This window comes from Microbulbifer maximicatervae (SeqCode) (assembly GCF_052466985.1).
Map to the genome: position 1 here is coordinate 2549905 of NZ_CP174298.1, position 18931 is coordinate 2568835.

Genomic DNA, 18931 nt, shown 5'->3' on the forward strand with positions numbered 1-18931 from the left:
GTGGCTTATGGGAGTGATGACCTTCGACTGTCAGCTCTGGTTTACGGTAGACAGGCTTATTCGTGACAAGCACATCTGAAATCTAAAATGTCTTGAATAAAAGGCAATTACTCTGATGTCAACGACTTATTAGTGCCCCCTGCTAAAGGTGTTCATCGTAATGACCGGCAAGTATCGAATGGGTTAACATCCCCAATGTATTTAATTTAACGGACGTATTAAGGTTGTTAAGCGTAAAAGCCAACCCCACACCCAAGAGGCAAAACTGAGACCCACTTTGATTAACTAAATAGATAATGCAACTACCCCCAGCGGCATTACACTAGCTTGTTTAACCCTCTCGGCATAGATTTTACTTATATAGGTATCAACCTATATAAGTAAACTCAATATAGCTTTATTAGTCTTTTCAGCTTAACTCATAAGATGAATTGAAAACGTTGAAGTAGACTTAGCCATCACAGACTAATTCATAAGCTTAGTACAAATTAGCAAAGTCAACTGATTTTCTAGGTTATGGATATTGTTATGTTACATATCAAATTATATGGCTTTGGCTTAAGTTAGAATATCTTACATATAGAGAAAATCATTATGTGTTTTTCAGCCACGGCATCGTTCGGATCAGCAGCTCTGCTTATTGTCGGTGGTGCTTTGTGTACAACACATGCTATGAAAAATGATAAAACCTATTTATTACTCGCAGTTACCCCCCTCCTTTTTGCGTTACAGCAAGCAAGTGAAGGGGTAGTATGGATTGGATACAACGAAAATTTAGTGTCACTGACTGCAGCGTCTTCTATTTTTTATTTATTTTTTGCTCTATTTTTTTGGCTTGTCTGGATACCAATCGTTGCCTATAGTCTTGAGACAAAAAAATGGAAAAGGATTTTCTTTATTACATTAATAATCATAGGTTTTATTTTTGGCTTATATCTTTGGATACCTATCCTATTGGAAACAGGGCCAAGACACTTGATAAAAACGAGTGTATGCGGACATAGCTTATGCTATATCACATCCGATTACAGCTTGTTCGCCATTACAACTGGACATATTATTTATTCCATGCTTGGCCTTTTGTTTTTATTATCGAGCAATAGAATTTTCAGGAAGTTTTGGGCGCTTGTCATGACACTAGGTGTTATCGTCTATTTCACTCAACGCGAAACATGGGTATCAACCTGGTGCTTCTTTGCTGCGATATCGACCTTATGGATTTACTTTCTATTAATAAATTATTATAAATCAAAAATAGAAAAACAACCCTCATAATTGGGGCAACGAAGTTAGGCGTTAACAGGCAGTACTAAGCACATTAATTTTGGATTCCCACAGATTGAGACTGTTGCCATTCAGACCTTCATCTAAAATGAATGTTCGATTTATGTCTTTTAGGCTTTTTATCACTTTCATACCTGTTGTTGTTTTTTTAATAAGTCGACCCAGTAGAAAACCATAACAAATATGTCCTTTGCCAGCTACCGAAGGCGAGAATCAATTTACTCGCCCACGAAGAGCATCTTAAATATTTAAACCTAGGAAAAACTAAACAAGCGAAATTCTACCTTTATTTATTCGACTGAAAAAGAATACTCTTATCAAAAAAGAAACCGTTTCTTAAAGAACTCTTAGCGCGTTGCAGATAATGCACCCTTAGGTGTCATCGGATGATGATCTCAAAAACTACCATCACCCGGAGATGGACAAAGAATACCGACACACCTTACTTGTACAAATTGGTGCTCAGATACCGATAGGACTAAAAAACGGGCAGATAGCATTGAGGATCCTATCATTTATATGTGTTAAGGGGCTGCTATTGAGTACCCCCTATGGAGCATTATTACCAATGATAATTGATTTATTTCTAGTTACATGAAAAATAAGATTTGAGACTAAGAATAGTTATTCAGCTTAGTCCATTGTGCTGTATCATTAATGAAACATTGCGAGTTAAAATACTTCAAAATATTCCAACAAGTATAGCTAGATGATATCATCTAGCCTCACCTGAAATTATTATCTAGTGAAGCCCCGGGAATAAAAGATTTTTCAAGGCCTGATTTTTATAATTTCGCTACGCAACCATTGAAATAGTATAGGAAAAACATGTCCATCCTTAGAAGCCTCTTGGCAACAACAGCTCTTTTACTTCCACTTTCGGGCAATGCTGCATTTACTGAAGCTCATAAGATAGAAGATCTGAAAGCTCAAACCAATGGTGTATATGTAAAATTAAGCGGATTTGAAAATGATCCCAGTATTAGTAATTTGGATTGCACCAACAACAAGACATTTGTAATGTTAGAAACTTCTGAGAACTATGAAGGGAGATTGTCATTCCTAATTTCTGCATACATGGCAGATAAATCAATACAATTAAGTTACTACGATTGCCAAGGATCATACTTAAATTTGAGTTCTGTGATTTTTAAATAACTCACATCATATAGCGGGTATGCCGGTAGCTTGTGGCTACTGGCCTCGCGCCACCCATCATGAAAATCTACAATAGGCAATCTCCTACCTGTAAGGAGTTTTACCCAACAACCATATAACAAACTCAATTCTATTTTTCAAAAAAAACATCTCCAAGCGTGAAATATCTATCCCTTTTATTTGTCTAATGTAAATAACTTTTAATGCTGGCCAATACATTGCTGCTTAGGTTCGAGTAAATTACACTTTACCTTGTAATCGATTGAGCTTCAATAATGGAAAGAAATTAGAACAAATAAGCTCAACCATCCTAAACACCATGAATAATTCCAGGAATTAGTGACAAAAATGCCTGGCGGTAAAGCAATATACTAGACCATTTATTGGTCAACAAACGTTAGCGGAAGTTCGGTTAGCCCCTTCAAAGAATTTTCGCTTCAAATTTTCCTCATATAAAAAGAAGATTGCGCTCGTCATATCGACCTCAGTATTGATGAACGACCAGCGAAGATATCCCTCCCTGAAACATTCAATGTATGTGATGTACTGTTATCTTCACTCGAAATCTCTCACAGTCCAGTACACGCACCAAATACTGAGGCTAATGGTATAATCGGGATTAGACTCGCTTAAACACTGCTGCACAACTAAAAGCATGCATCACTCTGGACTGGCTATCGGTCAGTTTGGTGATAGCTATGATCAGGAACTAGATCCAGTAGCTGCCCAAGTTGTTTACAGGCCAAACTACTGGAAAACCCGTGCATCCCATACTCACTATTGAAGACCTGCCGTGCCACTAAGGTGAGCAGGTAGTTATCGAATCAGTCTTCTTTGCTTTACAGGCGGGGAAATTGCCTTTTTGTGGGCCCCAGCGGTTGTGGCAAGACAACGCTGCTACACGCATCGCTGGATTTCAACCAGTCGCAGCGGGGAATATCCAGCTATCCGGGGAAGTGATTTCCTCTCGTGGAAAACAGATTCCCACAGAGAAGTGGAAAATTGGGATGGTATTTCAGGACTACGCCCTCTTCTCACACCTCACCGTTGAACAGAATATTGCCTTCGGTATCCAGTCACTGCCAAAAGCAAGCAAAATCCGAGATGTTTGAATACATTGAGATTTTCTATCTTAGGGTTCGTAGGTGTTCTATATTAAGCTATGAAAGTCCAATAGGGTATGAACGCAAAGGCGCATAGTCAAAGTTTCCACTTTTTGTGGGCAAGACCACCTTATGCGACGGCCATCTCTGCACCAAATATACACCTTTCCTTTCAGCAATATTCACCCTAAAAAATAATTTTTTATTAGAATTTTTTTTCAATCATTCTAATGTAAATCGTTAATAGCGCAGTAAAGCTTTAGGGAGACTGTAAAGCCACATCAAATTCCAGCACTCAACTCCCCCTCGTATTTTGAACTAACACCGTGCTGCTCATATCTGCGCGCGCGGGGGGGGGGACGCTTGCGCAAGACCATAAACCAGCTTTCTGGACGCCCATCATATTTAGCAACAGAGAAAATCTCTGAGCAATTTGTTATTTGACTTATGGGGCATGAATTTTTCACTCTTAATACGTGAAAATATGGAAGTTTGAGGGGAAAGTCTTTAGAATCCGCGAGCCCGCGCCATTTGTAACTTAATTGCCGCAATGCTATGGCCATTTTAAAATCTATCACTAACGTACAATTTTTGTATATTTTACCCTCCCCCAGCACGGAGAGTTTAAAAGTGCAACAAAATAATGACGGGGGCTAAAGCGGTCAAGTTAGTCATTAGATAAATGTTATAACATTAACCAAAATATATTATGAGAGTTTAAAGTGAAACTAAAAATCACATCGATTTTTTTAGCAATTATTATGCTGGGCGGATGTACTAGAGCTCTGGTAGCCACATACGAGCCAGGTGTTAACCTAGAACACAACGGTATCTCTGGCACAAAGTTAGCTGTTTATCAATTTGAGGATTCACGCTCTTGGATTGATAAAAATGATGAGAAATCAAAGAGCTTTATAGGCAAGCAAGGCGCTTGGAAGTTTGGCCTAAAGTATGAAGGCATTGACTACCAGCCAGTTGCCCAAATACTGCAAGATGTTTTTATTAAAGATTTTAAGATGGTGGGGGTTGACGCCTTTAAAGGTGAGGGATCAACCTCTCCTTCTTATTCTTTGAAAGGTAAAATATTAAATTTTGAGTTTGAAAATGAAACTGGACTAGTGACAGTAACAAGCAGAAGACATGTTTCACTGGTTTTGACTCTATCTGACAAAGAAGGCCGAGTTATATTGGCAAATGAGTTATTCAATGAAGTCAGCAGAGAAAATGAAGGAATGGGTGTTTTGCACTCTACGAATGTCGATAAACTAATGAAAGAAGCTCTTAAAGAAGTAGTAGTTAGTGTGATCAATCGTACAAATACTGAATTGGCTCACGTCGGACTGGAAGCTATGAGTGTCAGTCTTAATGACGTAGATATAACCCCATTTTTAGACTCTATGTACTATGCCGGAATAAACCTAAGTCAATAGGGTCATTCAAATCCCTAAGTGCCGAATGGTCGGCACTTAGGGTATTATTAATTGGAACTGTCTTTCTTTATCCTCGCTGAAATCGATAAGAAAACAATGTAAAAATCAGTGTGTTCAAAACTTCCCCCTCATCTTAAGCCAAGGTAATCACCTATCAAAATAAGTGCGGGTACAAACATTTATTTCCTAACTGCTCAAATGGCAGGCGCTAACAGCTTATCAGATTACTCGATTTCCGCCTGTAATAGCTTCGGTAAATCAGGCCACATTTATGAGCATTGCCCTAGATAAAGAGCTATCAAAGTTATATTCAATATATGTATAATGGCTGTTAGTTCTGGTTAACCCTAGATATATTTACGAAAAATTTTTTTGATTATATCTTGCTTCACCACACTATTAAATTTAGTTTCTGGCGACTCTACGCTTTGTGTTACCTGTTTATGGATCCCATCTTCAGCTTTGCCTCTGAAAATTGCTTGAAGTGTCGAGAATGCAAACTATTGGAAAACCCGTGCATCCCATACTCACTATTGAAGACTTGCAGTGCCGCTACGGTGAGCAGGTAGTTATCGAATCGGTTTCCTTTGCTTTACAAGCGGGAGAAATTGCCTGTTTGTTGGGCCCTAGCGGCTGCGGTAAGACAACTCTGCTACATGCCATTGCCGGCTTCCAGCCAATCGCTGAGGGGAATATTCAGCTATCTGGAGAAGTAATCTCTTCTCCTGAATTACAGATTCCCGCAGAGCAACGGAATATTGGGGTGGTATTTCAGGACTACGCCCTCTTCCCACACCTTACCATTGAACAGAATATTGCCTTCGGTATCCAGTCAATGCCGAAAAGCAAGCGGCAATCCCGCACCCAGTCTTTGCTAAAGTTAGTGCGTCTGGAAGGCTTTGGGCAACAATACCCACATCAGCTCTCTGGCGGTCAGCAGCAGCGTGTTGCTCTGGCTCGGGCACTGGCACCGCGCCCCAAGCTGTTACTTTTGGATGAGCCCTTCTCAAACCTGGATACCGAGTTGCGCCGCAGTCTCGCCGCTGAAGTCCGCCATATACTGCGCGAAGAGAAGATCCCTGCAATTATTGTTACCCACGACCGCCACGAGGCCTTTATTGCCGGGGATAAGCTGGGAGTACTCAGCCAGGGACAATTACAGCAGTGGGACAGCCCTCAAGACACTTATCAAACACCTAGAAATTTGGCAGTTGCAAGGATTGTTAGTGAAGGGAATATCATTTCCGGTACTGTTGTGGGCAATGGCCTGATCAGTACCCCTCTGGGGGAAGTGAAGGTGCCAACAGCCGCATACGAAAGTGGAGATCAGCTCGAACTGTTTGTGCGCAGTGAGGATATTGCCGCAGGCGAACATCCCGGTGCTGTGATGGCTCAGGTTGTGGAAAAGAATTTTCTCGGCAACCAGGTGAACTATCGCTTTCAGTTAGCTGCAGGGGAAACTGTCGAGGCCGCTTTGAATGCAGACGTTCAAGCCGCTCCTGGTGATAAACTTCCCTTGCACCTTTCCTCTGCTCTGGTGTTTGACCAAGCCCGATAAAAGCTATTAGGACAGGGCGGGCGCTTCTGAGTCCGCCACGGCTGTGCGCTCCTCACCTCTGCGCCAACCAATGGAACGGCTTAGTAAAATCACCGGTATCAACCCCACCAGGACAATCAATAAAGCCCCCAGGGCCGAGCGTTCCAGCATCTCATCGGAAGCGAACTGGTAAACATAAGTCGCCAGGGTGTCAAAGCCGAAGGGGCGCAGTAGCAAAGTCGCCGGCAGTTCTTTCATACAATCCACAAAGACCACCAAGCCACCCGTTAGTAGACCTGTACGCACCAAAGGTAGATGTACAGCCCACAGGGTTTGCCAGCTATTGCGTCCCAGGGAGCGGGCAGCGCGATCCATTGAAGGGGTTACTTTCTCCAGGCTAGATTCTATGGCCCCTGTGGACACTGCGAGGAAGCGCACCGTGTAGGCAAAAATAATGGCGAAAATACTGCCGCTTAACAGCAGCCCTATGGAGATATCAAAGTGTTCACGTAAAAAAGCATCCACCGCATTATCAAAAGCGGCCAGGGGAATCAGGACACCAATCGCCAGTACTGCCCCGGGCATTGCATAACCCAGCTTGGAAAAGCCGACCAAGACCCGTACGGATCTTTTGGGTTGCAGTCGCTTACCGTAAGCCAACAGCAGGCCCAGCAGTACAGATACCAGTGCCGCTGCGATTGATAGTAACAAGCTATTGCTGGCGATCTGTATAAAATCTTCGCTCCAATAACTGGAGAAGTTGCTGAGTGCGTAACCTCCCAGAACCAGCAGGGGAATAATAAAACCGGCCACCAACAGTAACCCGCAGAACAATAGGGCTACACCGGATCGCCAGCCGCGCAAATCATAGCGTTCACGCTGGGAATTTGGCGATTGTACAAAGTGCTTCTGTCTCGCCCGCCCCATTCGCTCCAGCGTAATTAACAGAACAACAAAAATCAGGGTGCTACAGGCAATTTGCGCCGCACCTCCTAAATTGCCGTGGCTCAACCAGGTATCGTAAATTCCGACACTCAAGGTGCGTACGGCAAAGAAGTCCACGGTGCCGAAATCATTCAGGGTTTCCATCAATACCAGTGATAAACCCACCGCAATTGCCGGGCGTGCCATTGGCAGGGATACGCGCAAGAAGCTCTGCCAGGGCGTACAACCCAATGACCGGCTCGCGACACGTATACTGCCGCACTGCTCGATAAAGGCTGCTCGCGCGAGCATATAGACATAAGGGAAGAGCACCAGTGACAGCATGGCAATCGCCCCACCCATGCTACGGATCTCCGGGAACCAGTAATCCCTGGCTGTCTGCCAACCAAACCAGGCGCGCAGGGACTTTTGCACAGGGCCCGCATATTCCAGCAAGTCCGTGTAAACGTAGGCAATCACATAGGCGGGAACAGCAAACGGCAATAACAGCCCCCACTCAAACAAACGACGCCCGGGAAACTGGCACATGCTCACCAGCCAAGCACTGCCCACGCCAGTTATCAGCGTTACCAAACCGACACCGCCAGCCAGAATCAATGTGGAGGACACATAGTGAAACAACACCGTGTCCACCAGGTGCGGCCAGATATTTTCTTCAGGGAAAAATGCCAACCAAAAAATGGATAGCACTGGCAGAGCTACCAGAAGGGAGATAGTAGCTACCAGTAGCAGCCAGCGGGAAGCTGATAAGTTGGCTCGGTTTAGCATGGATTAAGGAATCAAAAGCTCATTATAAAAGAACGGCCCTGGTCTCTCGACAGGGCCGTTCGAATAAGGCTGAGATAGTGCTGTCAATTTACTCGGCAGCAATTCCCATTCAGTTAACCATTCTAAAAGTCAAAGCGTACTTCATCAACCATGCGGGAAGCCGCTGGAACGTAGGAACCGATCTCCGTGAGACTCAGATCGTCTTCTTTAAACTCACCCATATACTCCTTAATCAACTCAGAGCGGGCAGTGCCCGGGCGTACCGGGAACTCAAAGTTTTTCTCAGCGTAAGAGTATTGAGCATCGGCGCCGCTGAGGAATTCCAGCAGCTTAACGGCATTTTCACGGTTGGGGGCATGCTTGGTCAGCGCCGCACCGGAAATAAACATATGGGTACCGCGATCTTTCTGGTTAGGGAAGACCAGATTTACAGACTTGGCCCAATCCACCTGCTCCGGCTGCTCCTTATTGGTAATCATTTTACCGAAGTAGTAGCTGTTACCCAGGGAAAGGTCGCAGACACCTTCGCTAATAGCTTTAACCTGAGCGCGGTCATTACCCTGGGGCTTACGCGCCAGATTCGCTTTCACACCTTGCAGCCACTCTTTGGTTTCTGCTTCACCGTGATGGGCGATCATGGAGGCGATCAGGGACAGGGTGTAGGGATGCTTGCCGCTACGAGTACAGATTCGGCCCTTCCACTTAGGGTCTACCAACTCTTCGTAGCGAGTAATTTCACCGGGCTTAACGCGGTCTTTGGAGGCGTAGATCAAACGCGCCCGAGTGGTCAGGCCGAACCAGTTGCCGGCCTTATCGCGAAATTGTGATGGGATATTGTCTTCCAGGATTTCACTGCTTACCGGTTGGGTCAGCTGCTTATTAAGCAGATCCATCAGGCTGCTGGTATTGGAAGTCAGGACCAGGTCAGCGGGGCTATTGCGCCCTTCCCTTTGCAAACGCTCGTTCAAGCCTTTGCTGGCGTAGACCACTTTGGCCTCAATACCGGTTTTTTCGGTGAACTCCTTTAAGATCGGCTCTATAAGGAAAGGCTGTCGGTAGGAGTAGATATTTACCTGCTCGGCCGCACTGGCACCCACAGCACCCAACAAGCCGGCTACAGCCAGCACTTTTTGAAATAGAGCTCTGGTAGACATTATCGTAGATCACCCTTGGATTAAACGAGAAACATTCTCATTTGATTTAATGGCAATGTCAATAAAAATACATATGACCTAAGGCGATAAGGCAAAGTCGTCAATTTCCTCCTATGCTTAGGCTTGATACCGCCACCCATAGAGGTCCTATGTACCGCTTTGGCCCTTTAATAGCACTGATCTTTGTCCTCTGCAGCTGTGGGGGCCCGAAGGACTCCAAGTCACCTGCAACCCCTCCTGCAGATGAGTCGGCTACCAGCGCCATGAAGGAGCCCATTGCCCCACCGGGCAATGGAGCGGAAGCGGAAAAGAAAGCTGCAGCTATATGCACCCCGGAATGGTTTGCCTGGGTTCAACAGCAAGTGCTTGCCCAGCAAAATGGCGATATGGCGAAACTATACCCATCCGGCATGCCAACTACCGGTAGTGAGGAGTGGTTCACAGCCATCACCCGGCTCAGCGGAGCCAATACCAACGGTCTCAAACCCGGAGGCATGGAGTGGTGCGAGGCTATCCAGAAGCATCTTACCGAGGGCAGTCCACAAAACCCGTTGTAAGTGCCTGGAGACCAAACGCAGACGCATCAGTTTTTATTTTACAGTTTGGAAATACCGATCGCTCGGTTAAGGGAAGATTTGACTCATAGGATACTGCGATTTAGCAAATAGACAGCGAGGTAATAGCACCATGCAGCCTATCAGCAAGTTGTTGCTGGCCTTTATCGCCGCAACAGCACTACCCTATGCACTCGCCAAAGAAAAGCCCCCACCCGGAGCTATGGCCCTTTCCACCGTATTGACCAAATTGGAACAGCAGGGCTACACCCCAATTGTTGAGGTCGATCTGGACAAGGGTAAGTGGAAGATTGAGGCCTATAAGGGTGACCAAAAGTACGACTTGCACGTAGACCCCAACTCTGCGGAAGTTTTGTCGGAAAAACCGGACAACGATTAAGGATTACTGTCCTCATTCCGAGCTATCCTGCCAGGGCCGGCTGCCAAAGCCGGCCCTAACCTATTCTGCTTGAACATTGCGATGTAATCCGCGCCATAAATTGCGATGGCAAAACAAACTTGGCCATACCCCGGATAAAATTTGTTATCCGATCATCAAAGGAATTTACCGGATTGGTCAATCACTCCGATTCAATTTCGTTTAGTCTTTCTGAGATCAACGCCACAGGATAATAAAATGACAACACAAACCCTGACCCGGCAGGATGCAGACAAAGCGGTACTGCAAAACTATCTGGACAAACAGCGCAGCGCCTACCTGGCCAACCCGGTTCCCAGTTATCAGCAACGTGTGCAGGATCTTAAAACCCTTGCCCAACTCCTGCGTGAACAGCAGGAACCCATTATCCAGGCGATCAGTAACGACTACGGCAATCGAGCCAGGGAAGAGATACTGCTCTACGATATCTACCCAGCGCTCTCCGGCATTAAAGAGACTATCAAGCGCCTAAAGAAGTGGATGAAACCCAGGGGGCGCCATACAGATTTTAAATCCTATCCCCTCTCTAAAAATCGTGTGGTCCCACAACCTCTGGGGGTAATTGGCGTCATAGTGCCGTGGAACTTCCCAATAAACTTGAGCCTTTCACCACTGACCAATATTTTCGCCGCAGGCAATCAGGCGATGGTCAAGATGTCCACCAATTCCAAGCACCTTGCAGAATTACTCAGTAAAGTCTGTGAACAATACTTCCCAGAAGAAAAGCTGGTTTTTATTCCCGATGCCGATGAAATAGGCCCGGTGTTTTCCAGCCTTAAATTCGATCACTTAATTTTTACCGGCTCCAGTAATACCGGCCGTGCAGTAATGCGCTCCGCCGCAGAAAACCTAACTCCAGTCACATTGGAGCTTGGTGGTAAATCACCGGCAATTGTTGGCCCGGATTACCCGGTTAAGAAAGCCGCCGAGCAACTAATTTACTGGAAGCTGGTAAACGCCGGGCAGATCTGTGTCAACGTGGATTATCTTTTCTTGCCGGAGGAGTATCTCGAAGAGTTTATCGAGCACGCAAAAAATTATGTTCAGAAGCGCTACCCCGACTTAGATGGCCAGGATTACACTTCTATTATCGACGACACATCTTACCAGCGAATCTGGGCAACCCTGGATGACGCCAAGGCTAAGGGTGCTAATGCCATAGATTTAAGTGCTGGCAAATTGGATAGGGACAATAAACTGCGAAAATTCCCTCCACATATCCTGACCAACGTAAACGGCGAGATGCTGGCAATGCAGCGTGAGATTTTTGGCCCTCTATTGCCGATTATCACTTACTCCAAGCCAGAGGAAGTTATTGATTATATTAATGCTCGCCCCAGACCCCTGGCGATTTACCCTTACACTCACGACAAAACCTTACAAGATTTATATATCAACAAAGTAATGTCTGGGGGCGTGTCGGTAAACAATTGTGTACTGCACGTTGGCCAGCACGATATTCCATTTGGCGGCGTTGGTGAAAGCGGTATGGGCCACTACCATGGCTACGAGGGGTTTTTAACCTTCTCTAAACTTCGCCCGATCTTCTATCAGGGCCCAATCGATCTATTAAAATTACTGCGGCCTCCCTATGGCAAACTCTCAACCCGTGTTATCGATTTTATGCTAAAACTTACCCGCTAGTATTTTTATGGCCCGGCTACACCCTGTAGCTGGGCCATCCACTGCTATAATCGCGCTCAGGAAAGACCTAAATCACTACAGCCCCTGGCACTGCGATAATCCCTAGTCCAAACTAATACTATGGCTTGTTAGCAGTATGGAGCCGTAGATGATTTTTCTTACCGCCATAGCTTTAGTTGGCAATCTCACTAACCCAATCCCCCCCGGCCTCGATCCCAATAAACCCGCCCCCATCTACGACAGCCCCGACCTTTACGGAGCAGAACCCTCAGTCATTGCCTTGGACTTATCCACTATTAAAGCGAAACTGCATGGTCTTGGGTTTAATCCCATCACGCATATCGAATTTGTGGGCGGAAGATGGAAAATCCAGGCGGTCTACGGAGGAGAATTGAGGGCTTTGGAAGTGAATCCGGACAACGGAATAATTATTGCTGACCGGCCAGCCAATTAATCGCCGTTTAAATGTTAAAACTAAACCTCCAGGTCCAAACTGGTCATAAAAATTTACAGTGATATGCAAACATTCGTTTTTAACTAAGGGATCTATTCAGTGAATAGAGTCCCGGTATTGCAATGGTGTCATTCCTTTCCAGCCCCGGTAGGCCCGAATAAATGAATTGGGTTCTTTAAATCCCAGCATAAAAGAAATCTCCCCCAGATGAAGGCTGGATTTGGCGAGGTAGTGATCAGCCAAACTTGACCTAACTCCCTGTAATACTGTCTGGAAGGATTGATTTTCCTCCCCCAGTTTCCGCTGCAAAGTCCTTTTACTGATAGCCAAGCGTTCAGACACCGCTTCGACAGAACTCTCTCCAGCCGGTAGTAACTCCATCAATACTGAACCTACCCGCTCTCCCATTGTGGCTTCGCTATCCAGATCCTTGAGCTGTTGGCTCAATTTACCTTCAAAGAAATCCCACATAGGGGCATTGGCAGTCAGAAATGGTTTTTGTGCATCTTGCGCTGAGAAACAAATTCTCACCCGGTCTGACTGCTTAATTGAACAACCAAAAAACTCCCGATAAGGCATTTGATCTTCAGGCAGCTGCGGTAGTGCCAATTCCAATGGTTGAATTTCCTCCCGGGTTCCCAACCTAGCCAGGCGGATATAGAAAATCAATTCGCTCAAGCCCAAAGCTTCAGGGATATTTCCATCACTTCCATAGCACTCTAAATTGAGCTTGGTGTACTCATCAGCAATATCCAAGTGCAATTCCATGGGGCCGATCAATGGTTTGTATTGCTGTATCCGCAGTAGAGCTTGATTCAGATTTGCACTGCACAGGCTCGCAAATATGGGAGGGTCAAACGACTCAGCCGAAAGGTGCTCCGCCAGTAAAAGCGGTAGTGGCCGATCCTTCGAGGCCTGATCAATACCACACCAGAAACGGAAATATTCCACCGGAGTGAGTGTCACAGCCTCCCGCTGTAACAGGTCCGCAGGTAACCCGGCATAGGCAAGAGCCAGCGCTGTATCGATATTCATATCGTGTAATATCAACTTCCAGCTGGGAGGTACCAGGAATTTCGCTGCACGTTTGATCATTACCGGACCTGCCTGCAATTAAGACTTTTCCATCGTCTGACGGGAAAACTTCAGTACCATTTTACGGGGCAGTAAAGGCATTATCCAATTCAGAAACAACTTGAGCCGTGTCTCATTAAAAGCAATCAGATCTCCCCGCTCCATTGCCTGATAACCACATCTGGCAACAGACTCAGCCGAACGGGCATTTTTCCAAATATCGACACCCTGAAGATCACCAGCCGCCACAAACCCTGTTGCAACAGCACCAGGGCACAAAGCCGTTACTGTTACACCTGTGCCTTTCAACTCTTCCGCGAGTGCCTGGCTAAATGAAGTTACATAGGCTTTAGTTGCGTAGTAAACCGCCTGTAAAGGGCCGGGAATAAAAGAGGCTGTAGATGAAACATTAAGAATATGCCCACTATTGCGGCCAACCATCCCCTTTAAATACAGGTGGGTGAGATTAGTAAGGGAAACCATATTCACCTGCATCATACCCTGCTCAGCTTCCAAATCCCTTTGATGGAAAAGACCATGACCACCAAAACCCGCATTGTTGATTAGAGTGCCAATCTCCACACCCTCACTTTGGGTTCGCTCAAAAATTCTCTGCGCGGACATGGGGTCAGAAAGGTCTTCGGCAATAACCATTGCCTGGATACCAAACTCCTTCTCCAGCTGCTGTTTGAGTACTGAAAGCTTCCCTTCAGACCGGGCAACCAGAACCAAGTTGCCACCCTTAGATGCATGTATCCTGGCCAGCTCAAGGCCAATGCCACCAGAGGCCCCAGTAATAAGTGCCGTTTCCATCTATCTGTCTCCCAAGCGTTAATCTTGAAATCAGTATATGATTAGAAGGCGCCAACTAAGAATCCGATGATGCCAAGTGACTATCCAATCGTGACATCATTGATTAGTAGAGTGTCGGTCTTAGAGTCAAATTATTTAAAAGAAAAAGGTTTTACCCCTACTTCCTCTTACCAATAATTAAGGTATTGTCCTCGACGGAGTAGCTGGGAACAGCTAGGTCAGCAATGTACCAGGATTGACTCCTACCATTGAGGTCAAAGATCATATACTTCTCCCAACTCTCCCACTCACTCTCAACACACTGTAGCGCCCCAGCTAAGTCCTGCCCCTCAATAGAAACACCCTCTGACAAATACGTAAATTCAGAACATGGGATTATCGAGCGATAGTAATCACGCTCGGCTAGCCTAGGTACACCATCCTCAGAGTTCACTTGAAGCATAAACACTTTTATTTCATGATCTAGTCGATCCTGAGCTTTAGGTGGCTGCTTTCCATGTTTTTTAGGTTCAACTAAAACATCAAGTTGCTGTAGAACTTCATCTCTTGGCTTAACAATAATTAAACGATACCACGACCAATCTAGGGAGATGATGGTATCTTCTCTAATATCATCAAGATCTATATATAAAAAATATTCCCTATCTGCTACTGAGTTTGGAAACAAGGATAAGAAAAATGGAGAACCACCTAGAGCAATACCTGTAGTCACAAGAAAACCCATGCAGCCCCACAAAATCTTTTTTCGAAGCCCATCCATAGCCGACATCCGTAAGTCCTGCTTTTTAAAAAATTAGAAAGCTAGGTTTGTAGTTCAGTAAAGAACTTAAAAAAACTCTAATCTAAAAACCTTCTCGCCTCTATCAACCACCAAAGTGGCTAGATACTAGCAAATCTTTTCCACACCAATAGCAGTTGGCCCTTTGTTTTCTCACCTTATGACCACAGGAAGGGCACTCTTTCAGGTTACCAGTTGTTATTTTTCCATCGCGCTTACCATCTCGCAGATCAATCTGCCCCATCTTTTCAATAAGCTCAGCCTCGGTTACCCCTAATTTTTCCGATAGAAGCTCCCACATAGCCTGATTCGCCAACACTAATGTATCTATGCGCCCCTGAATATCACCGACTTCCAGTTCCAGGTTAGCGGCCATCTGCTTTGCATTTTGAGCTCGATATCTCGCATCATCGATTTCTCGCTGCTGAAAATAATCCCAAATAGTGTCTAACATTTATTTCACCTAACTTTACAAATCAGAAAAAAGTGGATCAAATCTGCATTTACGATTTTCGTTTAATCAAAATTATTAACAGATATATCAAACCAAATAGTGTCCCAAACGGAAAAGAGCTAATCCAAATCAGTGAGAGTATTAAAGAATACCAGAACAACCACTTAGCTCGAAAAGACGATAAAAACAAAGCAGTACAGGAAATCAACAAGCCTGGACCAGACAATAGACCTCCTATAACAAAATTAGAGAGGGATTGACTCATCATGCCTGCCATTACTTCAGGGGATGCATCAAGTGATTGGGCAATCTGAAAAGTTTCCCAAAAACTCAACATCCCCAAATAAAAGAACACAATAATCGGGGTTTGAAGAACAGCACCCGATATAGAAAGAACGCTCCCCAACTTAACCCGCTTCTTCCCCTCCGGGCAAAGCTCACTTTCCGGGGAGCTATATATGCTTTGTTCAAAACTCATTCTTACCTCAGAAAACATCACATCCTTCATCAAGGATTTATAAGTTGTGTCCCTTTATTAAAGCGGTAGCGGTTGCCCTAGCAATAAGCTTCCCCTCTTGAAGAAGCTCTCCTTCCAGAAAGCAGACAGTTCCACCTCTAGATACAACTCTGCCAACACCCTCAACTGGCCCCACTTTAGCTGGGCGAACAAATTGAGTCTTTAGCTCTAGTGTCGGAGCAAACTGACCAATATTCAGCGAAAATACAAGTGCAGGACCCATTACGTCGTCGAGCATTGCACATAGAAACCCACCCTGTATTGTTTCCGCAGGGTTTAAGAATGACTCCCTGGCAAAAAATCGGGCTTTCATCTCCATTTTTTCACGTGAATAGCTTATTAGCTCAAATCCCAGAGTTTTCGCACACTCAGGTACTGGCAGATCTCCCGACTCAACCATTTCGTAGATATCCATATTTCCGCACCGATTCCATTCTATGTTTGTTATTTCAACTTAAGTCAGATTCACCATCACTTACCAGCCCTGCTCCACTCGATTTTGCTGCTGCCCTGTATCACACCAAGTTCCAGCAGTTAAGTGCTCTCATCTACACCAATTCACACCATAGATAAATCTGCCCCCAGTAAACCACTTTCCACAAGGCAAAAAAAAGCCCCGCAATTGCGGGGCTTTTTAGATAGGCTTAAGGCCGACTTACATCATGCCGCCCATACCGCCCATGCCACCCATACCGCTCATGTCAGGAGCAGCCGGCTTGTCTTCCGGAATTTCTGCAACCATGGCTTCGGTGGTGATCATCAGGCCAGCGATAGAAGCTGCCGCTTGCAGAGCAGAGCGGGTTACTTTAGCTGGGTCCAGGATACCCATTTCCAGCATATCGCCGTACTCACCAGTAGCAGCGTTGTAACCGAAGTTGCCTTCGCCTTGCTTGATCTTGTCAACAACTACGGAGGCTTCGTCACCAGCATTGGAAACGATTTGACGCAGAGGCATTTCCATAGCGCGCAGGGCTGCTGCGATACCGTGGTTCTGGTCTTCGTTGTCGCCAGTTACAGAGATAACCTGGGTAGCGCGAACCAGAGCGGTACCACCGCCAGGTACTACGCCTTCCTCTACTGCGGCGCGGGTAGCGTGCAGCGCGTCTTCAACGCGGGCTTTCTTCTCTTTCATTTCCACTTCAGTAGCGGCGCCTACTTTGATTACCGCAACACCGCCAGCCAGCTTGGCTACGCGCTCTTGCAGCTTCTCTTTGTCGTAGTCGGAAGAGGACTCTTCGATCTGTGCACGGATCTGGCTAACGCGAGCTTCGATGTCTTTAACATTGCCAGCGCCGTCAACGATTACAGTGTTTTCTTTGGACAGGGTTACGCGCTTAGCAGTACCCAGGTGCTCCAGAGTGGTACCTTCCAGCTCCAGGCCAACTTCTTCAGAAATCACGGTGCCGCCAGTCAGGATAGCGATGTCCTGCAGCATGGCTTTACGACGGTCGCCGAAACCAGGTGCTTTAACAGCAGCAACTTTAACGATGCCGCGCATGCTGTTAACAACCAGAGTTGCCAGTGCTTCGCCTTCTACGTCTTCAGCGATGATCAGCAGCGGCTTGGAAGCTTTAGCTACTTGCTCCAGCAGGGGCAGCAGGTCGCGGATGTTGGAGATTTTCTTGTCTACCAGCAGGATGAACGGATTGTCCAGCTCGGCAGTCATGTTCTCTTGGTTGGTGATGAAGTAAGGAGACAGGTAGCCGCGGTCGAACTGCATGCCTTCTACTACGTCCAGCTCGTTTTCCAGGCCGGAACCTTCTTCAACAGTGATAACGCCTTCTTTGCCAACTTTTTCCATGGCTTCAGCGATGATGGTACCAACGCTCTCGTCGCTGTTAGCGGAGATAGTACCTACCTGAGCGATAGACTTGGTGTCAGCGCAAGGAGTGGACAGGCCAGCAATGTGGTCAACAGCTGCGGTTACCGCTTTGTCGATACCGCGCTTCAGGTCCATTGGGTTGAAGCCAGCGGCTACGGATTTCAGGCCTTCAGTTACGATAGCCTGGGCCAGAACGGTAGCGGTGGTGGTGCCGTCACCAGCGGTGTCAGAAGCTTTGGAAGCAACTTCTTTAACCATCTGTGCGCCCATGTTTTCGAACTTGTCGCTCAGCTCGATTTCTTTCGCTACGGAAACACCGTCTTTGGTTACGGTAGGAGCGCCGAAGGACTTGTCCAGAACTACGTTGCGGCCTTTAGGACCCAGGGTAGTTTTTACAGCGTCTGCCAGGATGTTTACGCCTTTCAGCATTTTCTGACGAGCGTCGTCACCAAAAATTACGTCTTTAGCTGCCATGATTCTTATTCCTCAAATTCTTTTTGCGAGTAAAGTTAAAGGCTGGCCTTAGCCTTCCAACACGCCGTAGATATCACCTTCGCTCATGATGATCAGCTCTTCGCCTTCCACCTTGAGGGTATTGCTGTCGGCATAGCGACCGAAAACAACAGTGTCACCTACCTTCACAGACAGTGCGCGAACGTCGCCATTGTCCAGCTGCTTGCCCTCACCCACGGCTACCACTTCACCTTGGTTCGGCTTTTCTTTGGCAGCGCCTGGCAGCACGATACCGCCAGCTGACATCGCTTCTTCTTCCTTACGGCGTACTACGACGCGGTCGTGTAAAGGACGAATTTTCATGGATAAGTTCTCCATTGAGTCGTTTTAATGGTTTCCAACATGGACGGCACTGGCCCTTTGGGCCGGTAACCTCACCCCTCTCTGATCCCCAGAGGCGGGGCTTAATTCTCAGTTGAACCCTATCTATGGGCGGGAATAAGGATTTCAACACCATCAGGTGAAAAAACTGCAAAGCAAATTCTCATCA

19 protein-coding genes are annotated in these 18931 nt (G+C 46.0%); 9 read left to right on the top strand and 10 right to left on the bottom strand.

All coding sequences use genetic code 11. The features are described from left to right. Positions 1–594 precede the first annotated feature (594 nt). The 5 genes from ACJJI3_RS11225 to ACJJI3_RS11245 all read left to right on the top strand — a co-directional run bounded on the left by ACJJI3_RS11225 (position 595) and on the right by ACJJI3_RS11245 (position 6533). Positions 595–1275: a DUF6629 family protein gene (locus ACJJI3_RS11225; protein WP_444942495.1), complete on the top strand. Its 681-nt coding sequence runs from the start codon at positions 595–597 to the stop codon at positions 1273–1275. 837 nt (positions 1276–2112) lie between these two features. Continuing rightward, positions 2113–2442, top strand: a complete 330-nt coding sequence (locus tag ACJJI3_RS11230; protein ID WP_444942496.1) for a hypothetical protein — start codon at positions 2113–2115, stop codon at positions 2440–2442. 854 nt (positions 2443–3296) lie between these two features. Next, the gene (locus ACJJI3_RS11235) at positions 3297–3554 is read left to right on the top strand and encodes a hypothetical protein (RefSeq protein WP_444942497.1); all 258 of its coding nucleotides are present in this window, start codon (positions 3297–3299) and stop codon (positions 3552–3554) included. Positions 3555–4267: 713 nt separating this feature from the next. Further along, positions 4268–4975, top strand: coding sequence for a hypothetical protein (locus tag ACJJI3_RS11240; RefSeq protein ID WP_444942498.1), 708 nt, complete (start codon positions 4268–4270; stop codon positions 4973–4975). Positions 4976–5468: 493 nt separating this feature from the next. After that, positions 5469–6533 carry an ABC transporter ATP-binding protein gene (locus tag ACJJI3_RS11245; protein WP_444942499.1) on the top strand — a complete coding sequence of 355 codons (1065 nt, stop codon included), beginning with the start codon at positions 5469–5471 and terminating at the stop codon, positions 6531–6533. A gap of 6 nt (positions 6534–6539) precedes the next feature. Here the strand turns inward: ACJJI3_RS11245 and ACJJI3_RS11250 are convergent, their stop codons facing one another. Together ACJJI3_RS11250 and ACJJI3_RS11255 are read right to left on the bottom strand one after the other, a co-directional pair. Further along, positions 6540–8225 carry an ABC transporter permease gene (locus tag ACJJI3_RS11250; RefSeq protein WP_444942500.1) on the bottom strand — a complete coding sequence of 562 codons (1686 nt, stop codon included), beginning with the start codon at positions 8223–8225 and terminating at the stop codon, positions 6540–6542. Between the two features lie 122 nt (positions 8226–8347). Continuing rightward, positions 8348–9379, bottom strand: coding sequence for a Fe(3+) ABC transporter substrate-binding protein (locus ACJJI3_RS11255; RefSeq protein WP_282931603.1), 1032 nt, complete (start codon positions 9377–9379; stop codon positions 8348–8350). Positions 9380–9528: 149 nt separating this feature from the next. Between ACJJI3_RS11255 and ACJJI3_RS11260 the strand changes: the two genes are divergently transcribed. The 4 genes from ACJJI3_RS11260 (at position 9529) to ACJJI3_RS11275 (ending at position 12470) form a co-directional block, all read left to right on the top strand. Then, a complete protein-coding gene (locus ACJJI3_RS11260; protein WP_444894717.1) occupies positions 9529–9936 on the top strand; it encodes a hypothetical protein in 408 nt (135 codons plus the stop codon). 130 nt (positions 9937–10066) lie between these two features. Next, positions 10067–10333, top strand: coding sequence for a PepSY domain-containing protein (locus ACJJI3_RS11265; protein WP_282931601.1), 267 nt, complete (start codon positions 10067–10069; stop codon positions 10331–10333). Positions 10334–10570: 237 nt separating this feature from the next. Then, positions 10571–12016 (top strand): coniferyl aldehyde dehydrogenase, encoded by a 1446-nt coding sequence (locus ACJJI3_RS11270; RefSeq protein WP_444942501.1) that lies wholly within the window; start codon positions 10571–10573, stop codon positions 12014–12016. Between the two features lie 148 nt (positions 12017–12164). Beyond that, the gene (locus ACJJI3_RS11275; protein ID WP_413664728.1) at positions 12165–12470 is read left to right on the top strand and encodes a hypothetical protein; all 306 of its coding nucleotides are present in this window, start codon (positions 12165–12167) and stop codon (positions 12468–12470) included. A gap of 96 nt (positions 12471–12566) precedes the next feature. Here the strand turns inward: ACJJI3_RS11275 and ACJJI3_RS11280 are convergent, their stop codons facing one another. The 8 genes from ACJJI3_RS11280 to ACJJI3_RS11315 all read right to left on the bottom strand — a co-directional run bounded on the left by ACJJI3_RS11280 (position 12567) and on the right by ACJJI3_RS11315 (position 18744). Then, positions 12567–13565 (bottom strand): AraC family transcriptional regulator, encoded by a 999-nt coding sequence (locus ACJJI3_RS11280; protein ID WP_444942502.1) that lies wholly within the window; start codon positions 13563–13565, stop codon positions 12567–12569. An 18-nt stretch (positions 13566–13583) separates the two neighbouring features. Beyond that, positions 13584–14357 (bottom strand): SDR family NAD(P)-dependent oxidoreductase, encoded by a 774-nt coding sequence (locus ACJJI3_RS11285; protein WP_444942503.1) that lies wholly within the window; start codon positions 14355–14357, stop codon positions 13584–13586. Positions 14358–14514: 157 nt separating this feature from the next. Next, the gene (locus ACJJI3_RS11290) at positions 14515–15126 is read right to left on the bottom strand and encodes a hypothetical protein (RefSeq protein ID WP_444942504.1); all 612 of its coding nucleotides are present in this window, start codon (positions 15124–15126) and stop codon (positions 14515–14517) included. Positions 15127–15220: 94 nt separating this feature from the next. Continuing rightward, positions 15221–15589 carry a zinc ribbon domain-containing protein gene (locus tag ACJJI3_RS11295; protein ID WP_413664724.1) on the bottom strand — a complete coding sequence of 123 codons (369 nt, stop codon included), beginning with the start codon at positions 15587–15589 and terminating at the stop codon, positions 15221–15223. Between the two features lie 49 nt (positions 15590–15638). Beyond that, positions 15639–16067, bottom strand: coding sequence for a hypothetical protein (locus ACJJI3_RS11300; RefSeq protein ID WP_444942505.1), 429 nt, complete (start codon positions 16065–16067; stop codon positions 15639–15641). A gap of 37 nt (positions 16068–16104) precedes the next feature. Further along, on the bottom strand, positions 16105–16521 hold the full coding sequence (locus ACJJI3_RS11305; protein WP_444942506.1) for a PaaI family thioesterase: 417 nt from the start codon (positions 16519–16521) through the stop codon (positions 16105–16107). 240 nt (positions 16522–16761) lie between these two features. Further along, positions 16762–18402, bottom strand: coding sequence for a chaperonin GroEL (gene groL, locus ACJJI3_RS11310; RefSeq protein WP_108732154.1), 1641 nt, complete (start codon positions 18400–18402; stop codon positions 16762–16764). 48 nt (positions 18403–18450) lie between these two features. Next, on the bottom strand, positions 18451–18744 hold the full coding sequence (locus ACJJI3_RS11315) for a co-chaperone GroES (protein WP_020412315.1): 294 nt from the start codon (positions 18742–18744) through the stop codon (positions 18451–18453). Positions 18745–18931 lie beyond the last annotated feature (187 nt).

What these genes read in the sequence shown, in the direction of transcription:
- ACJJI3_RS11290 (WP_444942504.1), bottom strand. Translation starts at nt 15,126, where the DNA reads ATGTCGGCTATGGATGGGCTTCGAAAAAAGATTTTGTGGGGCTGCATG.
- ACJJI3_RS11300 (WP_444942505.1), bottom strand. Translation starts at nt 16,067, where the DNA reads ATGAGTTTTGAACAAAGCATATATAGCTCCCCGGAAAGTGAGCTTTGC.
- ACJJI3_RS11250 (WP_444942500.1), bottom strand. Translation starts at nt 8,225, where the DNA reads ATGCTAAACCGAGCCAACTTATCAGCTTCCCGCTGGCTGCTACTGGTA.
- groL (WP_108732154.1), bottom strand. Translation starts at nt 18,402, where the DNA reads ATGGCAGCTAAAGACGTAATTTTTGGTGACGACGCTCGTCAGAAAATG.
- ACJJI3_RS11230 (WP_444942496.1), top strand. Translation starts at nt 2,113, where the DNA reads ATGTCCATCCTTAGAAGCCTCTTGGCAACAACAGCTCTTTTACTTCCA.
- ACJJI3_RS11260 (WP_444894717.1), top strand. Translation starts at nt 9,529, where the DNA reads ATGTACCGCTTTGGCCCTTTAATAGCACTGATCTTTGTCCTCTGCAGC.
- ACJJI3_RS11225 (WP_444942495.1), top strand. Translation starts at nt 595, where the DNA reads ATGTGTTTTTCAGCCACGGCATCGTTCGGATCAGCAGCTCTGCTTATT.
- ACJJI3_RS11285 (WP_444942503.1), bottom strand. Translation starts at nt 14,357, where the DNA reads ATGGAAACGGCACTTATTACTGGGGCCTCTGGTGGCATTGGCCTTGAG.
- ACJJI3_RS11255 (WP_282931603.1), bottom strand. Translation starts at nt 9,379, where the DNA reads ATGTCTACCAGAGCTCTATTTCAAAAAGTGCTGGCTGTAGCCGGCTTG.
- ACJJI3_RS11315 (WP_020412315.1), bottom strand. Translation starts at nt 18,744, where the DNA reads ATGAAAATTCGTCCTTTACACGACCGCGTCGTAGTACGCCGTAAGGAA.
- ACJJI3_RS11305 (WP_444942506.1), bottom strand. Translation starts at nt 16,521, where the DNA reads ATGGATATCTACGAAATGGTTGAGTCGGGAGATCTGCCAGTACCTGAG.
- ACJJI3_RS11295 (WP_413664724.1), bottom strand. Translation starts at nt 15,589, where the DNA reads ATGTTAGACACTATTTGGGATTATTTTCAGCAGCGAGAAATCGATGAT.
- ACJJI3_RS11245 (WP_444942499.1), top strand. Translation starts at nt 5,469, where the DNA reads ATGCAAACTATTGGAAAACCCGTGCATCCCATACTCACTATTGAAGAC.
- ACJJI3_RS11280 (WP_444942502.1), bottom strand. Translation starts at nt 13,565, where the DNA reads ATGATCAAACGTGCAGCGAAATTCCTGGTACCTCCCAGCTGGAAGTTG.
- ACJJI3_RS11265 (WP_282931601.1), top strand. Translation starts at nt 10,067, where the DNA reads ATGCAGCCTATCAGCAAGTTGTTGCTGGCCTTTATCGCCGCAACAGCA.
- ACJJI3_RS11270 (WP_444942501.1), top strand. Translation starts at nt 10,571, where the DNA reads ATGACAACACAAACCCTGACCCGGCAGGATGCAGACAAAGCGGTACTG.
- ACJJI3_RS11275 (WP_413664728.1), top strand. Translation starts at nt 12,165, where the DNA reads ATGATTTTTCTTACCGCCATAGCTTTAGTTGGCAATCTCACTAACCCA.